The organism is Devosia sp. BK, from assembly GCF_032907385.1.
GTDB lineage: Bacteria > Pseudomonadota > Alphaproteobacteria > Rhizobiales > Devosiaceae > Devosia.
Window position 1 is genome coordinate 2,271,282 of record NZ_JAIMBX010000001.1, and the last position, 17,829, is coordinate 2,289,110.

The 17,829-nt window shown below is 60.2% G+C and carries 19 protein-coding genes and 1 tRNA gene; 11 read left to right on the forward strand and 9 right to left on the reverse strand.

Annotation, left to right across the window (positions count from 1 at the left end; translation table 11 throughout):
* Positions 1-69: 69 nt before the first annotated feature.
* The 4 genes from DevBK_RS11090 to DevBK_RS11105 all read right to left on the reverse strand — a co-directional run bounded on the left by DevBK_RS11090 (position 70) and on the right by DevBK_RS11105 (position 5,003).
* Positions 70-1,617 (reverse strand): tripartite tricarboxylate transporter permease, encoded by a 1,548-nt coding sequence (locus DevBK_RS11090; RefSeq protein ID WP_317185470.1) that lies wholly within the window; start codon positions 1,615-1,617, stop codon positions 70-72.
* A 3-nt stretch (positions 1,618-1,620) separates the two neighbouring features.
* Complete coding sequence (locus tag DevBK_RS11095) at positions 1,621-2,118, reverse strand: tripartite tricarboxylate transporter TctB family protein (RefSeq protein WP_062629368.1); 498 nt, start codon at positions 2,116-2,118, stop codon at positions 1,621-1,623.
* Positions 2,115-3,059: a tripartite tricarboxylate transporter substrate binding protein gene (locus tag DevBK_RS11100; protein WP_317185471.1), complete on the reverse strand. Its 945-nt coding sequence runs from the start codon at positions 3,057-3,059 to the stop codon at positions 2,115-2,117. Before DevBK_RS11100 ends, DevBK_RS11095 begins: the two co-directional genes overlap by 4 nt.
* 108 nt (positions 3,060-3,167) lie before the next feature.
* The gene (locus DevBK_RS11105) at positions 3,168-5,003 is read right to left on the reverse strand and encodes an EAL domain-containing protein (RefSeq protein ID WP_317185472.1); all 1,836 of its coding nucleotides are present in this window, start codon (positions 5,001-5,003) and stop codon (positions 3,168-3,170) included.
* 243 nt (positions 5,004-5,246) lie between these two features.
* Between DevBK_RS11105 and DevBK_RS11110 the strand changes: the two genes are divergently transcribed.
* The 5 genes from DevBK_RS11110 to DevBK_RS11130 all read left to right on the forward strand — a co-directional run bounded on the left by DevBK_RS11110 (position 5,247) and on the right by DevBK_RS11130 (position 8,457).
* Entirely contained in the window at positions 5,247-5,570 is a 324-nt protein-coding gene (locus DevBK_RS11110) for a metalloregulator ArsR/SmtB family transcription factor (protein ID WP_317185473.1), read from the forward strand.
* Positions 5,533-6,141, forward strand: a complete 609-nt coding sequence (locus DevBK_RS11115; protein ID WP_317185474.1) for a DUF1801 domain-containing protein — start codon at positions 5,533-5,535, stop codon at positions 6,139-6,141. The genes DevBK_RS11110 and DevBK_RS11115 overlap by 38 nt, the downstream gene beginning before the upstream one ends.
* On the forward strand, positions 6,041-6,370 hold the full coding sequence (locus DevBK_RS11120; protein WP_317185610.1) for a DUF1801 domain-containing protein: 330 nt from the start codon (positions 6,041-6,043) through the stop codon (positions 6,368-6,370). Before DevBK_RS11115 ends, DevBK_RS11120 begins: the two co-directional genes overlap by 101 nt.
* A gap of 6 nt (positions 6,371-6,376) precedes the next feature.
* Positions 6,377-6,787 (forward strand): SRPBCC domain-containing protein, encoded by a 411-nt coding sequence (locus DevBK_RS11125; protein ID WP_317185475.1) that lies wholly within the window; start codon positions 6,377-6,379, stop codon positions 6,785-6,787.
* Between the two features lie 101 nt (positions 6,788-6,888).
* The gene (locus DevBK_RS11130) at positions 6,889-8,457 is read left to right on the forward strand and encodes a sensor histidine kinase (protein WP_317185476.1); all 1,569 of its coding nucleotides are present in this window, start codon (positions 6,889-6,891) and stop codon (positions 8,455-8,457) included.
* A gap of 3 nt (positions 8,458-8,460) precedes the next feature.
* Here DevBK_RS11130 and DevBK_RS11135 read toward each other — a convergent pair whose 3' ends face one another.
* The 4 genes from DevBK_RS11135 to DevBK_RS11150 form a co-directional block, all read right to left on the reverse strand.
* On the reverse strand, positions 8,461-8,709 hold the full coding sequence (locus DevBK_RS11135) for a helix-turn-helix transcriptional regulator (protein WP_317185477.1): 249 nt from the start codon (positions 8,707-8,709) through the stop codon (positions 8,461-8,463).
* 3 nt (positions 8,710-8,712) lie between these two features.
* The gene (locus DevBK_RS11140; RefSeq protein WP_062629360.1) at positions 8,713-9,114 is read right to left on the reverse strand and encodes a flagellar biosynthesis repressor FlbT; all 402 of its coding nucleotides are present in this window, start codon (positions 9,112-9,114) and stop codon (positions 8,713-8,715) included.
* Positions 9,115-9,179: 65 nt separating this feature from the next.
* On the reverse strand, positions 9,180-11,594 hold the full coding sequence (locus tag DevBK_RS11145; protein ID WP_317185478.1) for a flagellin: 2,415 nt from the start codon (positions 11,592-11,594) through the stop codon (positions 9,180-9,182).
* A 177-nt stretch (positions 11,595-11,771) separates the two neighbouring features.
* Entirely contained in the window at positions 11,772-12,362 is a 591-nt protein-coding gene (locus DevBK_RS11150; protein ID WP_061907672.1) for a response regulator transcription factor, read from the reverse strand.
* A gap of 41 nt (positions 12,363-12,403) precedes the next feature.
* Here DevBK_RS11150 and DevBK_RS11155 point away from each other — a divergent pair, with 41 nt between their 5' ends.
* The 3 genes from DevBK_RS11155 (at position 12,404) to DevBK_RS11165 (ending at position 14,614) form a co-directional block, all read left to right on the forward strand.
* Positions 12,404-13,951 carry a histidine kinase dimerization/phospho-acceptor domain-containing protein gene (locus tag DevBK_RS11155; RefSeq protein WP_317185479.1) on the forward strand — a complete coding sequence of 516 codons (1,548 nt, stop codon included), beginning with the start codon at positions 12,404-12,406 and terminating at the stop codon, positions 13,949-13,951.
* A gap of 79 nt (positions 13,952-14,030) precedes the next feature.
* Positions 14,031-14,288, forward strand: a complete 258-nt coding sequence (locus DevBK_RS11160) for a helix-turn-helix transcriptional regulator (RefSeq protein ID WP_317185480.1) — start codon at positions 14,031-14,033, stop codon at positions 14,286-14,288.
* 56 nt (positions 14,289-14,344) lie between these two features.
* Positions 14,345-14,614 (forward strand): helix-turn-helix domain-containing protein, encoded by a 270-nt coding sequence (locus DevBK_RS11165; protein WP_061907669.1) that lies wholly within the window; start codon positions 14,345-14,347, stop codon positions 14,612-14,614.
* 145 nt (positions 14,615-14,759) lie between these two features.
* Here DevBK_RS11165 and DevBK_RS11170 read toward each other — a convergent pair.
* A tRNA-Thr gene (locus DevBK_RS11170) sits at positions 14,760-14,834 on the reverse strand.
* A gap of 415 nt (positions 14,835-15,249) precedes the next feature.
* Between DevBK_RS11170 and murA the strand changes: the two genes are divergently transcribed.
* The 3 genes from murA (at position 15,250) to DevBK_RS11185 (ending at position 17,824) form a co-directional block, all read left to right on the forward strand.
* Positions 15,250-16,542 carry a UDP-N-acetylglucosamine 1-carboxyvinyltransferase gene (gene murA, locus DevBK_RS11175; RefSeq protein ID WP_062629356.1) on the forward strand — a complete coding sequence of 431 codons (1,293 nt, stop codon included), beginning with the start codon at positions 15,250-15,252 and terminating at the stop codon, positions 16,540-16,542.
* Positions 16,543-16,689: 147 nt separating this feature from the next.
* Positions 16,690-17,337, forward strand: coding sequence for a glutathione S-transferase family protein (locus DevBK_RS11180; protein WP_317185611.1), 648 nt, complete (start codon positions 16,690-16,692; stop codon positions 17,335-17,337).
* A 52-nt stretch (positions 17,338-17,389) separates the two neighbouring features.
* On the forward strand, positions 17,390-17,824 hold the full coding sequence (locus DevBK_RS11185) for a DUF2948 family protein (RefSeq protein WP_061908071.1): 435 nt from the start codon (positions 17,390-17,392) through the stop codon (positions 17,822-17,824).
* Positions 17,825-17,829: the final 5 nt, after the last annotated feature.

A 17,829-nucleotide genomic window follows, 5' to 3' on the forward strand; every position in this document is an offset into this window, starting at 1 on the left:
ACAACCGCGTTGGTGGTAGCATCAGAGCACATCTGAGAGAGCCCGGCCAGGAAGGCCGAGCCTAAGTGATCAATCTTCGTCGCTCGCCAACTGGTTCAGCACATCACCCTTACCGCGCATGCGGAGGATGAAGGGCAGTGTCACGGCGATGATCGCCAGGGCATAGAGCACCAGCGAGATCGGCGAGTGGAAGAGAATGCCGGGATCACCCTGGCTGATCGAGAGCGCGCGGCGCAACTGCTGCTCGGCCATGGGCCCAAGGATCAGTCCCACGACCACCGGCGCGATCGGATAGCCAAAGCGGCGGAGGAGATAGCCGAGAATGCCGAAGACCAGCAGCAGCACCAGTTCAAACGAAATGCGCACTGGGCCAAAACCCGTGGACATGGCCCCATTGGCGCCCAGCGTACCGAGCGTCGCAAAGACCAGAATGCCAGCATAGAGCCAGGGTTTTGGAATGGTGAGCAGCTTTACCCAAAGTCCGATCAGCGGCAGGTTGAGCACCAGCAACATGAAATTGGCAATGAGCAGGCTCGCGATCAGCGACCAGACGAGCGGCGCATTGTTGGCGAACAACAATGGTCCGGGCTGGAGGCCGAACTGCTGGAAACCGGCGAGCATGATCGCCGCGGTTGCCGTCGTCGGCAGGCCGAGGGTCAAGAGCGGCACGAGCGTCCCGGCGGCCGAAGCATTGTTGGCGGCTTCCGGACCTGCGACGCCTTCGATGGCGCCATGGCCGAATTCCTCTGGATTCTTGGCAAAGGTCTTTTCGGCCGAATAAGAGAGGAAGCTTGCGACATCGGCGCCGCCGGCCGGCATGGCGCCGATCGGGAAGCCGATGAAGGTGCCGCGCAGCCAGGAAGCCCAGGAGCGTTTCCAGTCGTCGATCGTCATCCAGACCGAACCCTTGACCGCCATGACCTCGGCCTTGATTTGCTCGGGGTCGGTCGCGGTCTTCAGCGTTTCACCGATGGCAAAGAGCGCCACGGCGAGCGTCGTCACTTCGATGCCGTCGAGTAGATCGAGCACGCCAAAGGCCAGGCGCGTCTGGCCCGTCTGCTGGTCGATGCCGATGATCCCAAGGCCAAGCCCAATAAAGAGCGCGGTCAGCCCCCGCAGCGCGCTGTCGCCGAAGGCAGCAGAGACCGTGATGAAGGCCAAGACCATCAGCGCGAAATAATCAGCGGGACCAAAAGCCAGCGCAAATTTGACGACGAAGGGCGCTACGAAGGCAAGGCCAAGCGTGGCGATCAACCCGGCGACGAAGGAGCCGATGGCGGCTGTGGCGAGAGCCGGGCCGCCCCTGCCCTTGCGGGCCATCTTGTTGCCCTCTAGCGCGGTAACGATCGAGGCGCTTTCGCCGGGCGTGTTGAGGAGGATCGAGGTTGTCGAGCCGCCATACATGCCGCCGTAATAGATGCCGGCAAACATGATCAGCGAACCGGCCGGATCAAGCTTATAGGTGACGGGCAGAAGCAGCGCCACGGTCAGCGCCGGCCCGATGCCGGGGAGAACGCCGACGGCCGTGCCGAGGGTCACGCCAATCAACGCATAAAGGAGGTTCTGGACCTGCAGAGCCGCCATAAGGCCCTGGGCGAGAAGTTCGAAAGTTCCCATTTCTTAGAAACTCCCCGTGGTCAGCAAGCGCTCGAGCGGCCCCTGCGGCAGTGAAAGCTGCAGCCCGCGAGCAAAGAGAAACCAGACGATAAACGCAAAGACGACACCGATCGGGATGGTCTGCCAAAGCGGGCCGCGGCCAAAGCCTTTGGCGGTCAGCGCGAACAGAACGCCCGTCGCAATCGAGAAGCCTGCGATCGAAAGCAGCAGGATCTGCGCAACAAGGCCGCCGACGATCCATGCGATCGGACCGAACTCGTCCTTGCTGCGCGCCGGAAAACCATTGCGGAAGGCGGAGACAACCGTGCCGATGGCAAGGAATGCGAGACCGGTTGCTACCACATAGGGGAAGACGGTCGGGCCGACGCGCTGCTGCACGGGGGGCACGCGCATCTGGCTGGTTTGCCAGAAGATGATGATCGAAATGGCGGCCAGAATGACCGCGATGACGAGCGCCGCCCCATCGGGGCGGCGCGTGCTATTGGTGCTGCCAGCGCTCATTGCACCAGGCCAATGTCTTTCAGGATAGCCTCGGTGGCCGAGATATCCGCTGCAAGCTGCGTGTCGAAGGCTTCGCCATCGAGATAGGTATCGACCCAGCCCTTGGTTTCGAGCGTCTTCTTCCAGGCGTCCGATTCAGCCATCTTCTTGATGTCGGCAGTGATCGACGCCTTCTGCTCTTCGGTGATCCCAGGCGCAGCGGCGACCATGCGCCAGTTCTGCACAGCGAGATCAACACCTGCTTCCTTGAGCGTCGGCCCATCGATACCCGGCACGCGATCTTCGGACGAGACGGCGAGGAGACGCAGTTCACCGGCCGCGATCTGCGAGGAGAATTCGCTGATGCCCGAAATGCCGACGGTCACCTGATTGCCGAGGATTGCCGCGAGCGCTTCGCCACCACCGGAATAGGCGATGTAGTTGACCTGGGTCGGATCGACGCCGATGGTCTTGGCGATGAGGCCAGCCGTGATGTGGTCGACGCCACCAGCCGAACCACCAGCCCAGGAAACGGCGCCGGTATTTTCCTTGAGCTTGGCGATGAGATCATCAAGCGTCTGGATGTCGGAAGCGGCGGGCACAACGATGGCGACGGCTTCGCCGGTGAGGCGCGCAATCGGGGTCACGTCGTTGAGAGTGACGGGGGCCATATTGGTCAGGATGGCGCCAACCATCACATAACCACCGACGATCAGGGCATCCGGATTGCCGGCATCCTGCGTTGCGAACTGGGCGAGACCGATCGTGCCGCCGGCGCCAGGAACGTTGGTCACCTGCACATTGCCCGAAATGCCATCGGCCGTCATGGCCTCCTGCATGGAGCGGGCGGTCTGATCCCAGCCGCCGCCGGGGGCCGCAGGGGCCATGATGGTGTAGTCGGCCGCGAATGCGGACACGGACAGGGCGCCGGAAACCAGCGCCGCGAGAAGCAGCTTGTTCATAGATCCTCCCAGAACAAAGGCGAACGACGTTGCGTTCGTGAGAGGCAGTCTATGCGCTACTCCCTGTCATCGTCCTGTCACCAGCTTCTGGAGGACAAGTTTGGCGCTTCAGGCGGTCTTGCGGTTGTCGCCCGGAGTTTGCCCATAGGCTTCGAGCATGCCGGTGCAGACCCGCGCCGGGACCGGCCTTGCATATAGATAGCCCTGTGCCAGATTGCAGCCGAGACGGCGGAGCATCTCGGCCTGCTCCTCACGCTCGACCCCTTCGGCCACCGTGCGCATATCGAGCTTGTGCGCGATATCGACGATCCCCGACACAAGTGCCTCGCTCGGTCCATCGACCCCAAGCCGCGTGACGAAAGACCGGTCGATCTTGATGATGTCGACCGGAAAACTGAGAAGATGCGTCAGCGACGCGAAACCAGTGCCGAAATCGTCCAGCGCCACGAGAATGCCGCGCGCCCGCAAGGCTTCGACGGCATTGGGCACGATCTTGTCGCTGCCGCCCATGAAGACGGCTTCATTGACCTCGAGCACGATATGGCTGAGCGGCACCGAAGCGCGGCCGAATATGTCGATGATGCGGTCGGCCAGATCGCCGCGGAGAAAATCCCCGGTCGTGACATTGACCCCGACATGCTGGAAATTGAGCCCGACATCGAGCCAATGGCGCATATCGCGCGCCACCTGCGTCAGCATCTGTCCTGTCATCTCATAGGCAATCCGCGGATCGCTGAGCGCGGTATGAAACTGACCCGCCGAGACCACCGCTCCATCCGGCATGCGCAAGCGCGCCAAGGCTTCGAGCCCGACGATCTGATTGGTCGTGATGTTGACGATGGGCTGATAGTGCGGCTCGATGCGGTTCTCGAGCAGTGCCTGATCGACCTCCCGAACCATCGCATGGCGATGCGTCATCTGAGTGCGAAGGTCGGAATGGAAAGCCATGTAGCCGCCGCGACGGGCTTGCTTGGCGTGGTAGAGCGCGAAATCGGCATTCTGGATCAGCGTGCTGGCCGTAATGCCATCTACCCCGAACAGCGCGCCACCCATGGTGACATGCGCTTCAAAGGTCTGCCCCCCCATCTCCACCATGCCGGTTGCCGCGTCGCATAGTAGACTGCCCCAGTGTTCAAGCAGCTCATGGCTATCGCAACCGCGCACGATAACGGCGAATTCGTCGCCGCCGAGCCGGCACGGCACCAGCTTGTCGTTCACCGAATTGAGGCGCGCCGCCACCGTCGCGATCAGCCGGTCGCCTGCAGCGTGGCCAATGGTGTCATTGACCGATTTGAGATGATCGATATCGAGAAGGATCAAGCCAAAAGGCTGTTCGTCGTCGATAACGTCGGACAGGAGCTGGTTGAAACGGCCGCGATTGGCGAGCCCGGTCAAGACATCGAAATAAGCGAGCCGGAAATTGCGCTCGCGGATGCGTTCATGTTCGATGGCGAGCGCGCAAAGATGCACGCAGGTCGCAACGATGTCCCGCTCCAGATCCGATGGCCCGCGCGGCTCGCGATAGTAAAAGGCAAATGTCGCGACGACCCTGCCCGCGTGGTTGATAATGGGGTTCGACCAACAGGCGCGCAAACCATGCGGCTCGGCATGGGCACGAAAACTGTCCCAGAGCGGATCGATTGCAATGTCGGAAACGACGACTTCCGTCTTGTGATAGACCGCCGTGCCGCACGAACCAGCCTTGGGCCCCGCCTTCAAGCCATCGATCTGATCGGTATAGACCTGTGGCAAAGTAGGCGCCGCCAGAGGCCGAAGCACCACACCGTCTTCGACCAGCAAAATCGAGCAGATGACACCGGGCGCCAATTGCTCTGCACGCAGACAAAGCATCCGGGCAATTGCGGGCAAAGTCTCGCCTTGCGCCACCGCCTCCAGAACCTCGGTCTGCAGCCGCAATAGCTGCTCTGTTTCCCCGCCCGTCATTTCAGCACCCCAGCCTCAGCCAAAGAATGCGGCAAGGATGTAAATGAGATGTTCAGCAGCCACCCTCAATTACATCAATTTCTATTTTTCTTCTCTTGCTGTCAGGAGGATAGTGACTGCGATATTTCGGCGGGACGTCACATTAAGCTAAGTAATTTTGCACTGGCCTGGCATCACCGTCGTGCCCTTGACGACTAATAGCCACGAGGCTATGAATAATCCATAGCCAAATGGATATGTATTTTGCAGCTCGCGACTGACACTCTCTTCAAGGCCTTGGCGGATCCGACGCGGCGCGCCCTTTTCGAGCGCCTCTGCCGTGAGGGCGAGTGCACGGTCGTCATTTTGACCAGCGGTGCGGGCGTGTCGCAGCCGGTGGTTTCGAAACATCTCGGAATTCTGCGCGATGCCGGCCTCGTCGAAGGGCGCGTCAACGGGCGGCAAACCCATTATCGCGCCCGGACCGCTGCGCTTGGCCCCCTCGCCGATTGGACCCGCGAGATGAATGCCTTTTGGCACGAGCGTTTCGATGCGCTCGAGGATCTGCTCGGAAGGATGGACCAATGAGCGCTACCTCAAGCGTCAAACTGCTTTCGGGCGACAATCCGCAATCCCCAAGGGTATTGGTGATGCACCGGTCGCGGCCTATATCGCGGCAGTGCCCGGCTGGAAGCAGGATATCGTTCGCGCGGTCGATGAGTTGGTCGTCTCAGCCGTCCCGGGCGTCAAAAAAGCCGTCAAATGGAACACGCCGCTTTATGGGCTCGATGGCAGCACCTGGTTTCTCAGCATGCACTGCTTCAAGACCTATGTGCGCCTGACCTTCTTTAGCGGCACCGAACTCGACCCCTTGCCTGAAAAACCTTCGAAAGTGTCTGGGGTGCGCTATCACGATATCGGCGAAGCCCAAGGGATCGATACCGATCGCCTGACTGCCTGGATCAACCAAGCCGTGCTCCTGCCCGGCGAAAGCTGTGAGAAAGACCATGACGGAGAAGCCAGACCCGGCCGCTGCCGGCGCGCTGATCGACACGCGTATCGCAAACCTTGGCGGCTGGCGCGGCGACACTCTCGCCCGCCTCCGCGCCCTCATCAAGCAAGCCGATCCGGACGTCGTCGAAGAGTGGAAATGGGATAATCCCGTCTGGTCGCATGGGGGCATCATCTGCACCGGCGAAGCCTATAAGGCGACCGTCAAAACCACCTTCCCCAAAGGCGCATCGCTTCCTGATCCCAAGGGCATCTTCAATTCGAGCCTCACCGGCGGCACGCGTCGCGCCATCGATTTTCGTGAGGGCGAGCCGATCGACGAAGAGGGTTTTATCGCCCTGATCCAAGCCGCCCTTGCCGCCAATCTTGCCAAGTGAGATGAGATGACCGACCCCGTTCCCGAAATCCGCACCGTCATCCTTGAACGCGACTTCGCCCATGGCCCCGAAAAGCTCTGGCGCGCCTTGACCCAGCCGCATCTCATCGAAGAGTGGCTGATGGCGAACAATTTCGCTCTGGCAGTGGGCCATAAATTCCGCTTCACCGCCGATTGGGGCGGTGTCGATTGCGAGGTCCGGGAGATCGAGCCCAACAAGACCCTCTCCTACACCTGGGATGCCTACGGCCTTGAAAGCACTGTGACGTGGACCCTGACGCCGATCCCATCGGGCACTCAGCTCCGCATGGAACAGACCGGTTTCCGCCCGGATCAGGACCAGGCCTTCCATGGCGCGCAGGCGGGCTGGCGCAATTTCTTCAACCAACTTGGCGCGCTCCTCGATCGCCCCGATTGAAAGAGCAAATCCAACAAAAGTTCGGGCTTGGAAGCGTACGGCGATTCACACATTATCCCCGGTGAAACACCCATCGCAGTGGTGATTGACCGGGGGGAAAAGTGGGGGTCGAAGCAGGCTCCAATCAAGGTCTCGCCATCAAGCTTGCCATAGCATCCATGCTGGCGGCGGTGGGGCTTTTCGTCGCCCTGTTGGCGCTCTTCATCTATATCGGTGCCGAACAGACCCGCGCGCGGCTTGAAGAGCGCTCGATGGCCGCGGCGCAGGTTGTCTCGACCAATGCCTATTGGATCACCGAACTCGCCGACCAGACCCTGCGCCGCGTCGATGCCGCGCTTGGCCCGGCCTTGACCGGAAGCGACGCCAGCATCGAATCCGTGCTCGATGGCCTGCCCGATGCAGCCGACACTTATGTCATCGACGCTGCCGCCAATACGATCTTTGCCACCGTGCCGGGCGCTGCGCAGGTTTCGGTGGCCGATCGGGAATATTTCACCGCTCTCAAGGCCGGTGCGCCATCCTACGTGTCACCACTGCTGATCAGTCGCACCACCAAGAACCCGATTTTCGTCTTCAGCCGACGGGTCGAGCGCAACGGCGTCTTTGCCGGCGCGATCATGATCTCGTTTCCCGAATCCCTTCTCACGACGATTCTCGACGCGCTCGACCTGCCAGAAGGTTCGTCGGTCAGCTTCATCCGTGGCGATGGGCAATTGATGGGCCGCAGTCCACCCTCCGATACTGCGCTCGACCTCAGCCAGCATGCGCTCTTTACCCAATACTTGCCGCAGAGCGACCGCGGCACCTATGCTTCTGTGGCCTCGCCCATCGATGGCATTGCCCGCATCGTGAGCTACCGCAAGGTCGAAAGCGCCGATATCGTTGCGCTGGCCGCAATTGCCTCAAATCCCTCCTGGCAGACCTTCCACGGCGCCATTCTCGCGGTGCTCCTGATCGTGTCGCCGGTGCTGATCGGGCTGATCCTTGCCTGCGTGTGGATCGTCAAACTTCTGCGTCGCGGCGCCGAGCGCAATCGGCTGCTGCAACAATCAGCCGATCTCAACACCATGCTGCTGCGTGAAATCCACCATCGGGTGAAGAACAATCTCGCCTCGATCCAGGCGCTGGTGCGGATGCAGGACATTCCCGAAGAGGCCAAGCGCGACCTCGAAGGGCGCTTTGCCGCCATGACCGCGATGCACGAGCATATCTATAGTCAGGACCGCTACGAAGATATCGACGCTGCCGAGTTCATCCCCGCCATTATCGGCAAGGCGCTCGAAACCTATGGCTCCTCGGCGAGCGTCCACTACGCGCTCGATGCTATCCCCGTCGATCGCGACCACGCGACACCCCTCGCCTTGCTTCTCACCGAGCTCGCCGCCAATAGCTGCAAATATGCCTTTGCCGACGGCCGGCCGGGTGAAATCCGCGTGTCACTCTCGCGGGACGCCAGCGGAGTTTCGCATCTCGTCTTCCGGGATAATGGCAAGGGCCTCGACACCGAGCCAAGCCCACGCAGCATGGGCATGCGCATCATTCGTGGCGCGGTCGCGCAGATGGATGGCACTTGCAAATTCAGCTCGGACAATGGCTTGGTGTTCACCGCCGAAATGGCCCTCTTGCGCCAGGCGACTGCGGAGCCCGCCTCCGAAACCGAGTTGGCCTAGCGCTCAGGCAAAAAGCTCTGCTGGTCTCACAACAAAGGCTTTGGCCAACACGTCGATATCATCGAGCGCAAGCGCATCGGCATCGCCTGCTTCGATCGCGGCAATCCGCGATACCGGCCAGCCCGTTCGGAGGGCGAGGATCGACGTGGACATGTGACGCTCTTTACGCAGGCGCAAAACATTGCGGGCGATCAGCGTGGCAGTGTTCAACTCATTGCTTGGCGTCACGGCGCCGCGGGCCGGTGCGGTCATGGCTCAACCCACCAGCTTGAGCTTAGCGCGGGTTTCGGTCAGCTCCGGATTGGAAAGAACTTTCAAAAGCTTGATCGCCTTGTAGCTCGATCCGCTGATCAGCAGACCATTGACCTCAGCCACCAGCCCCGCATGCTGCGGCGCCTCGGCGAGGAGCGCCTGGGCGGCCTCGAAATAATCGATATGGTGTCCCGGAATATCGCTCGTCAGATACATCTGCTGCACGGCATAGCGCAGGCGCATGGCGGGGGACGTCGCCTCTTTGGCGTCAACATGGTCGTCGGAACGCAAAATGGGCGCATGACCGCCCACCAGAACATTGACGATCGCATCGCACTGCACGCTGATTTCGGCGGTGCCGATAAAGAACGTCTCGCCGGGTTTGACAGTGAGTTTGAGCGCCATCGTCTTTCCTTCTGGGTAAGACCGGGGGCGACACCGCCGCCCCCGAAATGCTTGCTTTGTTGCGATTAACGCAGGAGCTGCAGCACAGCCTGGTCCTGCTGCGAGGCCATCGACAGAGCCGAAGACGACAGCTGCTGACGGGTCTGGAGAGCGAGGAGGTTGGCCGCTTCTTCGTTCGTGTCCGCCAAGGTCAGGTTCGCCGCGCCGGTTTCGAGCGTGTTGATCATGTTCTTGGTGAACGACTGACGGTTTTCGACAGACGACAGGTTCGAACCGAAGGCCGAAGCCTGCGAGCGCAGTTCGGTGAGAGCCGAAGAGAGCTTGCCGAGGAACGCGTCGATCTTCTCGTCGGTGTCGAGGTCTTCAGCCACAAGGCTTTCAACACCGAGGTTCGAGGCATTGATACCGCGAACGTTGCCGTTGGCATCCTTGGCCTGGATATCGATCGACGACGTGCCGGACTCGTTGAAGGTGATCTTCAGCTTGTCGCCACGGAGCAGGTTGATGCCGTTGAAGGACGCGTCATCACCGAGCTTGTCGAGCTGGTCACGCAGTTCGTTGAACTGCTTGGACAGGTTCGCACGAACGTTGTTGCCATCGATCTTGAGGGCAGTGACGGCGTCGTTGCCATTGGTATCGACACCGATATCGAGAGCCTGGGTCGACAGGTTTTCGATACGGAGTTTGCCGTTGTCGTTCGAAGCACGAACCTTGCCGCCATGGTCGCGGTTGATCAGTTCGACGAACTTGTCGACGGTCTTGGTCGAGTTGAGCTGGCTCTTTTCAGCAACACCGGTGTTCACACCATTGGTGCCGAAGAGTGCAACAGCATCGTCACCGGAGACAGCCAGGGTCTTGGCTTCAGCGTTCTTGGCAACGAGCTGGAACTTGCCAGCTTCGTCGAACTTGGCCTCAACGCCCGTGATACCCTTGGCTTCGAGATCGGAATTGACCGATGCGATGGTCGCATCCTGCCAGTTCTTGATGTCGAGAGCGTTGACAGCCGAACCTACGCCACCCTTTACGCCACCGATCGAAACGTTGGCAGTCTTGCCGTCATAGGAAACGGTGAAGGTCGCCTTTTCAGCAGCGACGGCTTCGACCGACGTACCAACGATGCCCGTGGTATCAGTGCGGCCGTTAACGGTCGTTACACCAGGCGTGGTGTTGGCCGATGTCTGGGCGACCGTGCCGGTCACTGCGACGGTGGGGCCGGTACCCGCGAAACCTTTGGCGCCAGACTTTTCGGTCAGCGTAATGGTATCGGTGGAAACGCTCGATGCATACTTTGCACTGAGCGTGGCGTTGCTGTTGATCCACGCACGCAGTTCTGCGGCAGTCGCGTCAGCGCTACCTGGAGCAGCGGTGAAGGTGTAGGTCTCATCGTCGATCTTGAAGGTATCGCCAATGGCAGCACCCGTCGTGATCTCGATGGTATCGACGCTGGCAGAACCAGCAACGGCCGTCGGAATACCGGTGACCGTCGGAACGGTAGCGCCATATTCGGTGTTGGTCAGCTTGATCTTGCCTGTGGCCGCGTCGGCTTCGACGGTGTACTTGCCCGCTTCAGCACCAGCCTTGAGGTTGTCGACGAAGTCGGCAAAGTTTGCGCCGGTGGCAATGTTCTGGCCAGCAACGTTGATCGAGCCAGGAACGGCCGAGTAGTTGAACTCTGTCGTGCCCTTGACGGCTGCGGTGGCAGTCTGTGCTGCACCGGCAGGATCGAAGTCGATAGCGGCAGCAGCGGCCGAGGTGTCGACGGTTTCGATGATGATCTTGCCAGCGTTGTCGCTGCCTGCAGCACCAACCGAGACGGTGTACTTGCCAGCCGTCGATGCACTACCAGCAAGAGCGGTGGTGATCGTTGCTGCAAGACCCGCTGCAGTCACGTCTGCGCCCGCCGTTACGTCAACACCAGCAACGGTGAATTCGTCGCCGGTAGTAAAACCGCCAGCAAGCGAGATAACGGAACGAGCGCCAGCGCCAGTTGCCGAGGCAGTTGTCGACTGGGGGCCGAGATAGGCTGCAGAGGCTTCGGTGGTCAGCACCGACTTGACGCCAGGAACCGTTGCGGTTGCCAGGCTGATGTCGGCGTTGAGGTCGCCGAACTGACCGCCGCCAAGGTTGATCTTGGTGTTGTCGTTGACTTCAAACGACTTGGTCTGGAACGACTTGTCCTGGCGAGCCTGACGCAGGGTCGACTGCATGGATTCAAGGTTCTTGGTCAGTGCGGTGATGCCGTTATTGGCGGCTTCGATGACCTTGATGCCCGAAGCCATCGAGTCGAGCAGATTGCTCATGTCGGCGGCGCGGCTGTTGAGTGCCGAGGCAGTGAAGAAGCTCGAGGGATTGTCGAGGGCAGAGTTTACCTTGTTGCCGGTCGCAAGACGGTTTTGCGTCTTGTCCATCATGCCGGCGGTATTCTGGAGGCTCAGAAGGTTCGCGCGAACGGCCTTCGAGAGAGAAACATCGGAACCCATGTGTGGTGCTTTCCTTCTGGAAAAATGGACCGCTTCATGCAGCCCTTCACAAATCAGAGGATTGTACGCATCACATTAAAACCGCGTTAATGATGCCCATAGACCTACAATTAAGCAACAAAATTTCGGGCGGTGAGAGGATTAACCGCTGCAGACGCTTGCGATGGAAAGATGAACTCAGAAGCGGTAGCGCAGCGCGAACTGGGTGCGGTTTTGGGCGCCGGTCTTGCGCAAGAGGTTCTTGACGTGAACCTTGACGGTTCCCGGTTCGATGCCGAGGGAAGTGGCAACCTGCTTGTCCGTCATGCCCTGCCCCAAAAGGGCAGCAACCTGCTTTTCCCGCGCCGTCAGCGCGGTTGCATCCTGACGCGGCATCAGCGCGCTCGGTACGAAGCGCTCTCCAGCGAGAAGCAAATGCAGTGCACTGACCATGGCCCGGCCGCCCATGGATTTCGGCAGCCAGCCCACCGCTTGCATCTGCATGGCTTCAGCAACGAGCAAGGCATCATCCTGACCGGAAAGGAAGGCGACAGGCAGGTCCGGACGTTTCTGCCTGATCCGTTCCAAGCCCTGAAGTCCGGTCTCGCCGGGCATGGCATAGTCGAGCAGAACGAGATCGACAGGCCGTCCATCATCCAGTAGGTCGAGAGCCTCTCCCACCGATGAGCAGGCCACACACTCAATCGCCTCGTCGAGCGTATCGAGAAGGTAAATCAGTGATTCTGCGAACAGCACATGATCGTCGACGATGAGAAGTTTCTTGGACAAGGGCTACCGAAATCTCGACTGCTTTTTTCAAAAATAGAGCTGTGAAACGTCTGGCGCGCGAGGTCTTCGCAGGCGTGCTGCTTGCAGCACTATGCCTCCTTTCCTTCCGTATTGCCAACATCCTGCCTCTATTTAAAACTTATTCCAGCATCTGGTTCTTGCCCTCAGGCGTCATGCTGGCCATCGTTTTGGCCGCTCCAGGTTGGCTCAAGCTTGTTCCGCTCCTTGCCGGATTATCGCTCTATTTTCCCGCCGTACGCGACAGTTTTGCCCTGTCAGACGAAGTCTCCATCACCCATGTCATCCGGGCAATTCGGCTCTACCTGATCTATGGCGCTGCCGCCTGGATCTTGTTGAAGATCACGAGGGTCAGCCTTCCCATCAAGAGTTGGAGAGATGTCCAAGCCTTTCTTGGCGTCGGCCTCGTCGCTTCGCTGATCGCCGCCCTGACCAGCATAACATTGCAGGTTGCCGGTAATCGGCTTCAGCTCGCCGATGGGCTCAGCCTCGCCCATCTCTGGTGGCTTGGACACGCCTTGGGGGCCGTGATGGTGCCGCCCATTTTGGTGCCCCTGCTTATGGTCTGCTTCCGGCAACCGCTCGGAGAGTGGCAGTGGCCGCCGCCGCTGTTTTGGTTGGGCCAAAGTGTGATCATCACACTTGCGGTAACGCTTGGAATCATCGGACCGAATTTTGGCGTCGCGCTTTGGTATCTGATCATTCCCGTTCTGATCATTGTCGGGCTCTATGGCGGCTTTGAAAAATCGGCGGCAACCGTGCTGCTTGCCGGCGTGATCACGCCGCTGCTCGGAACGCTTTTTGAAGGCCCACTGCCGGTCTCGGACCTTGCTGTTCCGCTGGTCACTGCCGCCGCCGCTGCGCTTCTCATTGGCGCCGCTACGTCAGAACGTCAGCGCACCGCGCAACGCCTGATCGAACTCGTCGCCCAACGTACACATGAGCTCGAAAAATCTCACGAGATGCAGCGCCACCTGGTGCGCTCGCTCGGTCATGATCTGAGGCAACCGGTCGAAGCTATAAACCTCACAATCGAGGGCCTCAGCATGAGGATCACCGATCCGCAGGCTAGCAAAGGCCTTGATCGCGCGCGCGAACTCGGCGAGGCCGCCTCGCGCCTTCTGACGCGCATCCTGTTCTACGCGCGGCTCGATGTCGGCGATGTGCAGGTGCATTCCGAGGCTTTTGAAATCGTCGCTCTCATATCTCAATTACAGGCGCTTTACGGCCCGATTGCCAGCCGCAAGGGTGTTGTCCTTCAATGGGATTTTCCCGAAGCGGAATTGAAGTCGGATCGCGAACTTTTATTTCAGGTGCTTGGCAATCACCTCGATAACGCCATCCGCCTTAGCCGCAAGGGCGATCGCGTCACCGTTCGGATTGCTGAAGAAGTTCAAGGCACGGGTCTTTTCGTTATCGACCAGATCGCCGAAAACGCAGCCCAAAAACCTGGAGCGGCCGGGCTTGGCCTCAGGATCGTCACCCAGATCGCTGACCTTCTCGGCGCAGACAACATTATCGAAGCCAATCAGCGCGGCATCATCCTACCCTACCCCGAAAGAGGTATTTAACGCTACCTTAATAGACGGACCGCGAAGCCCGCATGCCGCTATCCTCTTGCCAGCTCTTAAAAACGATTCGGGGTGCGGCGTGGGCGCTATTGCAGCGAGCACAATTCTTGGTCTCAACAGCAAAAGCCTGCGCATTGCTCGTGGCTGGAGTGCGGCTGGCCTTGCCGAAAAGCTCGGGTGGTCCGTCGACGCGGTTACCGCACTCGAAGCTGGCCGGCTCGACATTACCCTCGATGAGCTCGATAGCCTCGCGAAATCCCTCGCGGTTTCGTTGCATAGCCTGATGCTGGCGCCCGAAGCCCACGCGGACTTCCTAGAGACACGCCGCTCAGCTTGATTGTTTCCCTATTGCCGATTGTGTAGGTTGCCCCCGCGAATCTGGCGGGAGGGGCCATGGACAGTCGTGAGCTCGTTGCATGGAACATGCGACGCCTGAGGGTTGACCGGAAGCTGTCGCAGGACAAACTTGCCGAGCTTGCCGGGGTAGATCGCACCTATGTCAGCCGGCTCGAACGCATGATGGAAAACCCCTCCATCGGCATCCTCGATAAGGTCGCCGTCACCCTCGGCGTCTCCATCGCCGAACTCTTCGCCCCGCCCAGCGCCGAAGACCAAAAGCCCAAACCCCTAAAAGCCGGCCGCCGGCCAAAAGTCGTCGAGTAGTTTCGGACGACTAGGGCAATGTTGGATGTTGGTATGCGGCTTCAGGCAAACGCCCTAATCACCATCCGCGACGATCACGCATGGCAGCGACAAACCCGCTGGAGTCGCTTTGCTATCTTAAAACCAAAAATATTGAGAAGAAAACTGGTGCTGCCGGACAGGATTGAACTGTCGGCCTCTCCCTTACCAAGGGAGTGCTCTACCACTGAGCTACGGCAGCATCGTAAATATGTCGCTGGCGGTTTTCTGCGGCGACGGGCGCTCTACTGCCATAGGGATTCACTCGACGCAAGCGCAAAAACCGCATATCAACGGACCCGTTGTGAATCACCGTTAGCCAGGAAGGCGATGAGTAAATCTGCGCAAGCTGAGGCCCGTGAGCAAAGATTGGCCGCAAAGCTTCGCGAGAATCTCAAACGTCGCAAGGATCAAGCCCGGGCGCGCGCTGCCCAGGACGATGCTCCGGCACCCGAAACGATCGCGGTCAAGAAACCGTAAATCATTTTCGGGCGACATAGGAACGTCACATATTCGCAAGAGCGCGGCTGGTCTGGCTTACGTGGCAACGAAGACCTCGCCTACCTCCCTTCACAGGTAGAAGGCCCCTTTCCGGGCCGGTTCAGAGGAACCATTTCATGGATCGTATTCGTTTGGTCGGCGGCAACGCGCTTAATGGCGATATCACCATTTCAGGCGCCAAGAATGCCGCCCTGCCTCTCATGATCGCGTCACTGCTCTCCGATGAGCCCTTGGTGCTCACCAATGTGCCGCGGCTCGCCGACGTCAAGCAGCTCGAGCGCATTCTCGAAAATCATGGCGTCGATATTGCGGTGCATGGCCGCCGTCGCGGCGAATCCGACGATGGCGGACAGCGCATGACCTTTCATGCCGCCGATATCGTCGACACCACCGCGCCCTATGATCTCGTTTCGAAAATGCGCGCCAGTTTCTGGGTCATCGGCCCCTTGCTCGCCCGCTGCCACGAGGCCCGCGTTTCCCTGCCCGGCGGCTGCGCCATCGGCACGCGCCCGGTCGATCTCTTCCTTTTTGGATTGAAGGAGCTCGGCGCCGAAATCGACATCGACGATGGCTATGTGGTCGCCAAGGCGCCCAAGGGTGGTCTCATCGGCGCGCGGATCGTGTTCCCCAAGGTGTCGGTCGGCGCGACGCATACGCTTCTCATGGCGGCAACGCTCGCCAAGGGCACGACGGTGATCGAGAATGCGGCGCAGGAGCCCGAGATCACCAATGTTGCCGAATGTCTCGTCGCCATGGGCGCGAAAATTTCGGGCATTGGCACGCGGACGCTGACCATTGAAGGCGTCGAAAAGCTGCATGGCGCCAATGTGGAAGTCATTCCCGACCGTATCGAAACCGGCACCTTCGCCATGGCTGCGGCCATGACCGGTGGCGACGTTTTCCTCCGCGGTGCGCGCGCTGACCATCTGCAGTCGGCGCTCGATATTTTGGCCAAGACCGGTGTCGATCTGACAACGGAAGCTGGTGGCATTCGCGTCACGCGCAATGGCAATGGCATCCAGCCTGTCGATGTCGAAACCCATCCGTTCCCAGGATTCCCGACCGATCTCCAGGCCCAGTTCATGGCGCTGATGACCATGAGCCAGGGCACGAGCCATGTGCGCGAGACGATCTTTGAGAACCGCTACATGCATGTGGCCGAACTTGCCCGCTTTGGGGCCGATATCGCCGTCGATGGCCAGCTCGCCACCATTCGCGGCAAATCTCAGCTCAAGGGTGCCCAGGTGATGGCGACCGATCTGCGCGCTTCGGTGTCGCTGGTCATTGCCGGCCTTGCCGCCAAGGGCGAAACGATCGTCAACCGCATCTATCACCTCGATCGCGGCTTTGAACGGCTCGAAGACAAGCTCAGCCGCTGCGGCGCGGAAATTGAGCGCCTAGCTGGCTAGCGCGCTAGGCCATGAGAGCTACGCTCGAATGGCGGATATTGCCAAGAACAGAAGGCCCGGCACTGCCGGGCCTTTTCTTTTGCCCGAAACCTTGCAGCAATTCCCCGCGGCTCGCATGATCGGGCAAAGCGAGGAACCGCCGCCATGATTGCAGATCTCACAATCTGGACCTATGACTGGGTGCCCGAGGGCCCACGCGGCTTTGTCCGGGATTTGCGACTGCGCTGGGCCTGCGAGGAAGCGGGCCTGCCCTATTCGGTCAAATCGGTAAAGTTCGACGATCGCAGCCCCGAGCATTATGCGCGCCAGCCTTTTGGGCAGGTGCCGGTATTGCAGGATGGCGATATTACGCTCTTTGAAAGCGGCGCTTGCCTGCTCCACCTGGCGCAAAAGAGCCCCGCGCTGATGCCGACCGATCCCAAAGGCGCTGCGGAAACGCTCGAATGGGTAATTGCCGCGCTCAATTCCGTCGAACTTGTCTCGGTCTCCTGGTGGTTTGTCGGCCTCTCGGACCCAGCCGAAAATCCGCTGGAGTCGTGGCTTCTGCAGCGCCTCAACCACCTCGACGCCGTCCTTGCCAACCGCGAATGGCTTGCCGGCGGGCGCTTTACCATTGCCGATCTCCTGATGGCCGACGTGCTGCGGGTGCCTAAGTTCCGGCAATTCAATCCCCATCCGTCACTTGAAGCCTATGTGGCGCTAGCCACATCGCGTCCTGCGTTCAAGCGCGCTTATGATGCGCAGATGGCTCATTTCGCCGCCGGCAGCATTGCCCGCGACAAGGCGAGCTTGTAGATCGGCCCTGCCATGACCAAATATGGCGAAAATGTTTGACCAAGGCCCTGCCATGACCGATCTCAAGCTGCTTGCGCTTGATAGTGAAGATCTCGACGTGCTGTCCGCCCATGTGCAGGATGCCGTCGTGCGCGTCGTCGATATGGGTTATGCCCGTGCCGACCGGCGCTTTGCCCTGCTGATGAACCGCTATGATTGGTCGAGCGACCAGCCGCGCTCAAAAGGCCTGCGCAAGCGCGCAGGGCTGCATTTTGATCGCGTCCAAAATGTCGCCTATGCGGGCTTTGATCCGGCTGCCCCCGAGGGCGTGCTCAATCTTCTGGCGCTCACCTTCACGCCCACACCCGATGGTGTTTCCGGCGTGGTGGAACTGACCTTCGCCGGCGGCGGCACTGTCCGCCTCACCGTCGAATGCCTCGAAGCCCGTCTTGGCGATCTCGGCTCCGCCTGGGCAGCAGCGGCCAAACCGGCCCACGCGCTAGACTAAGCCAA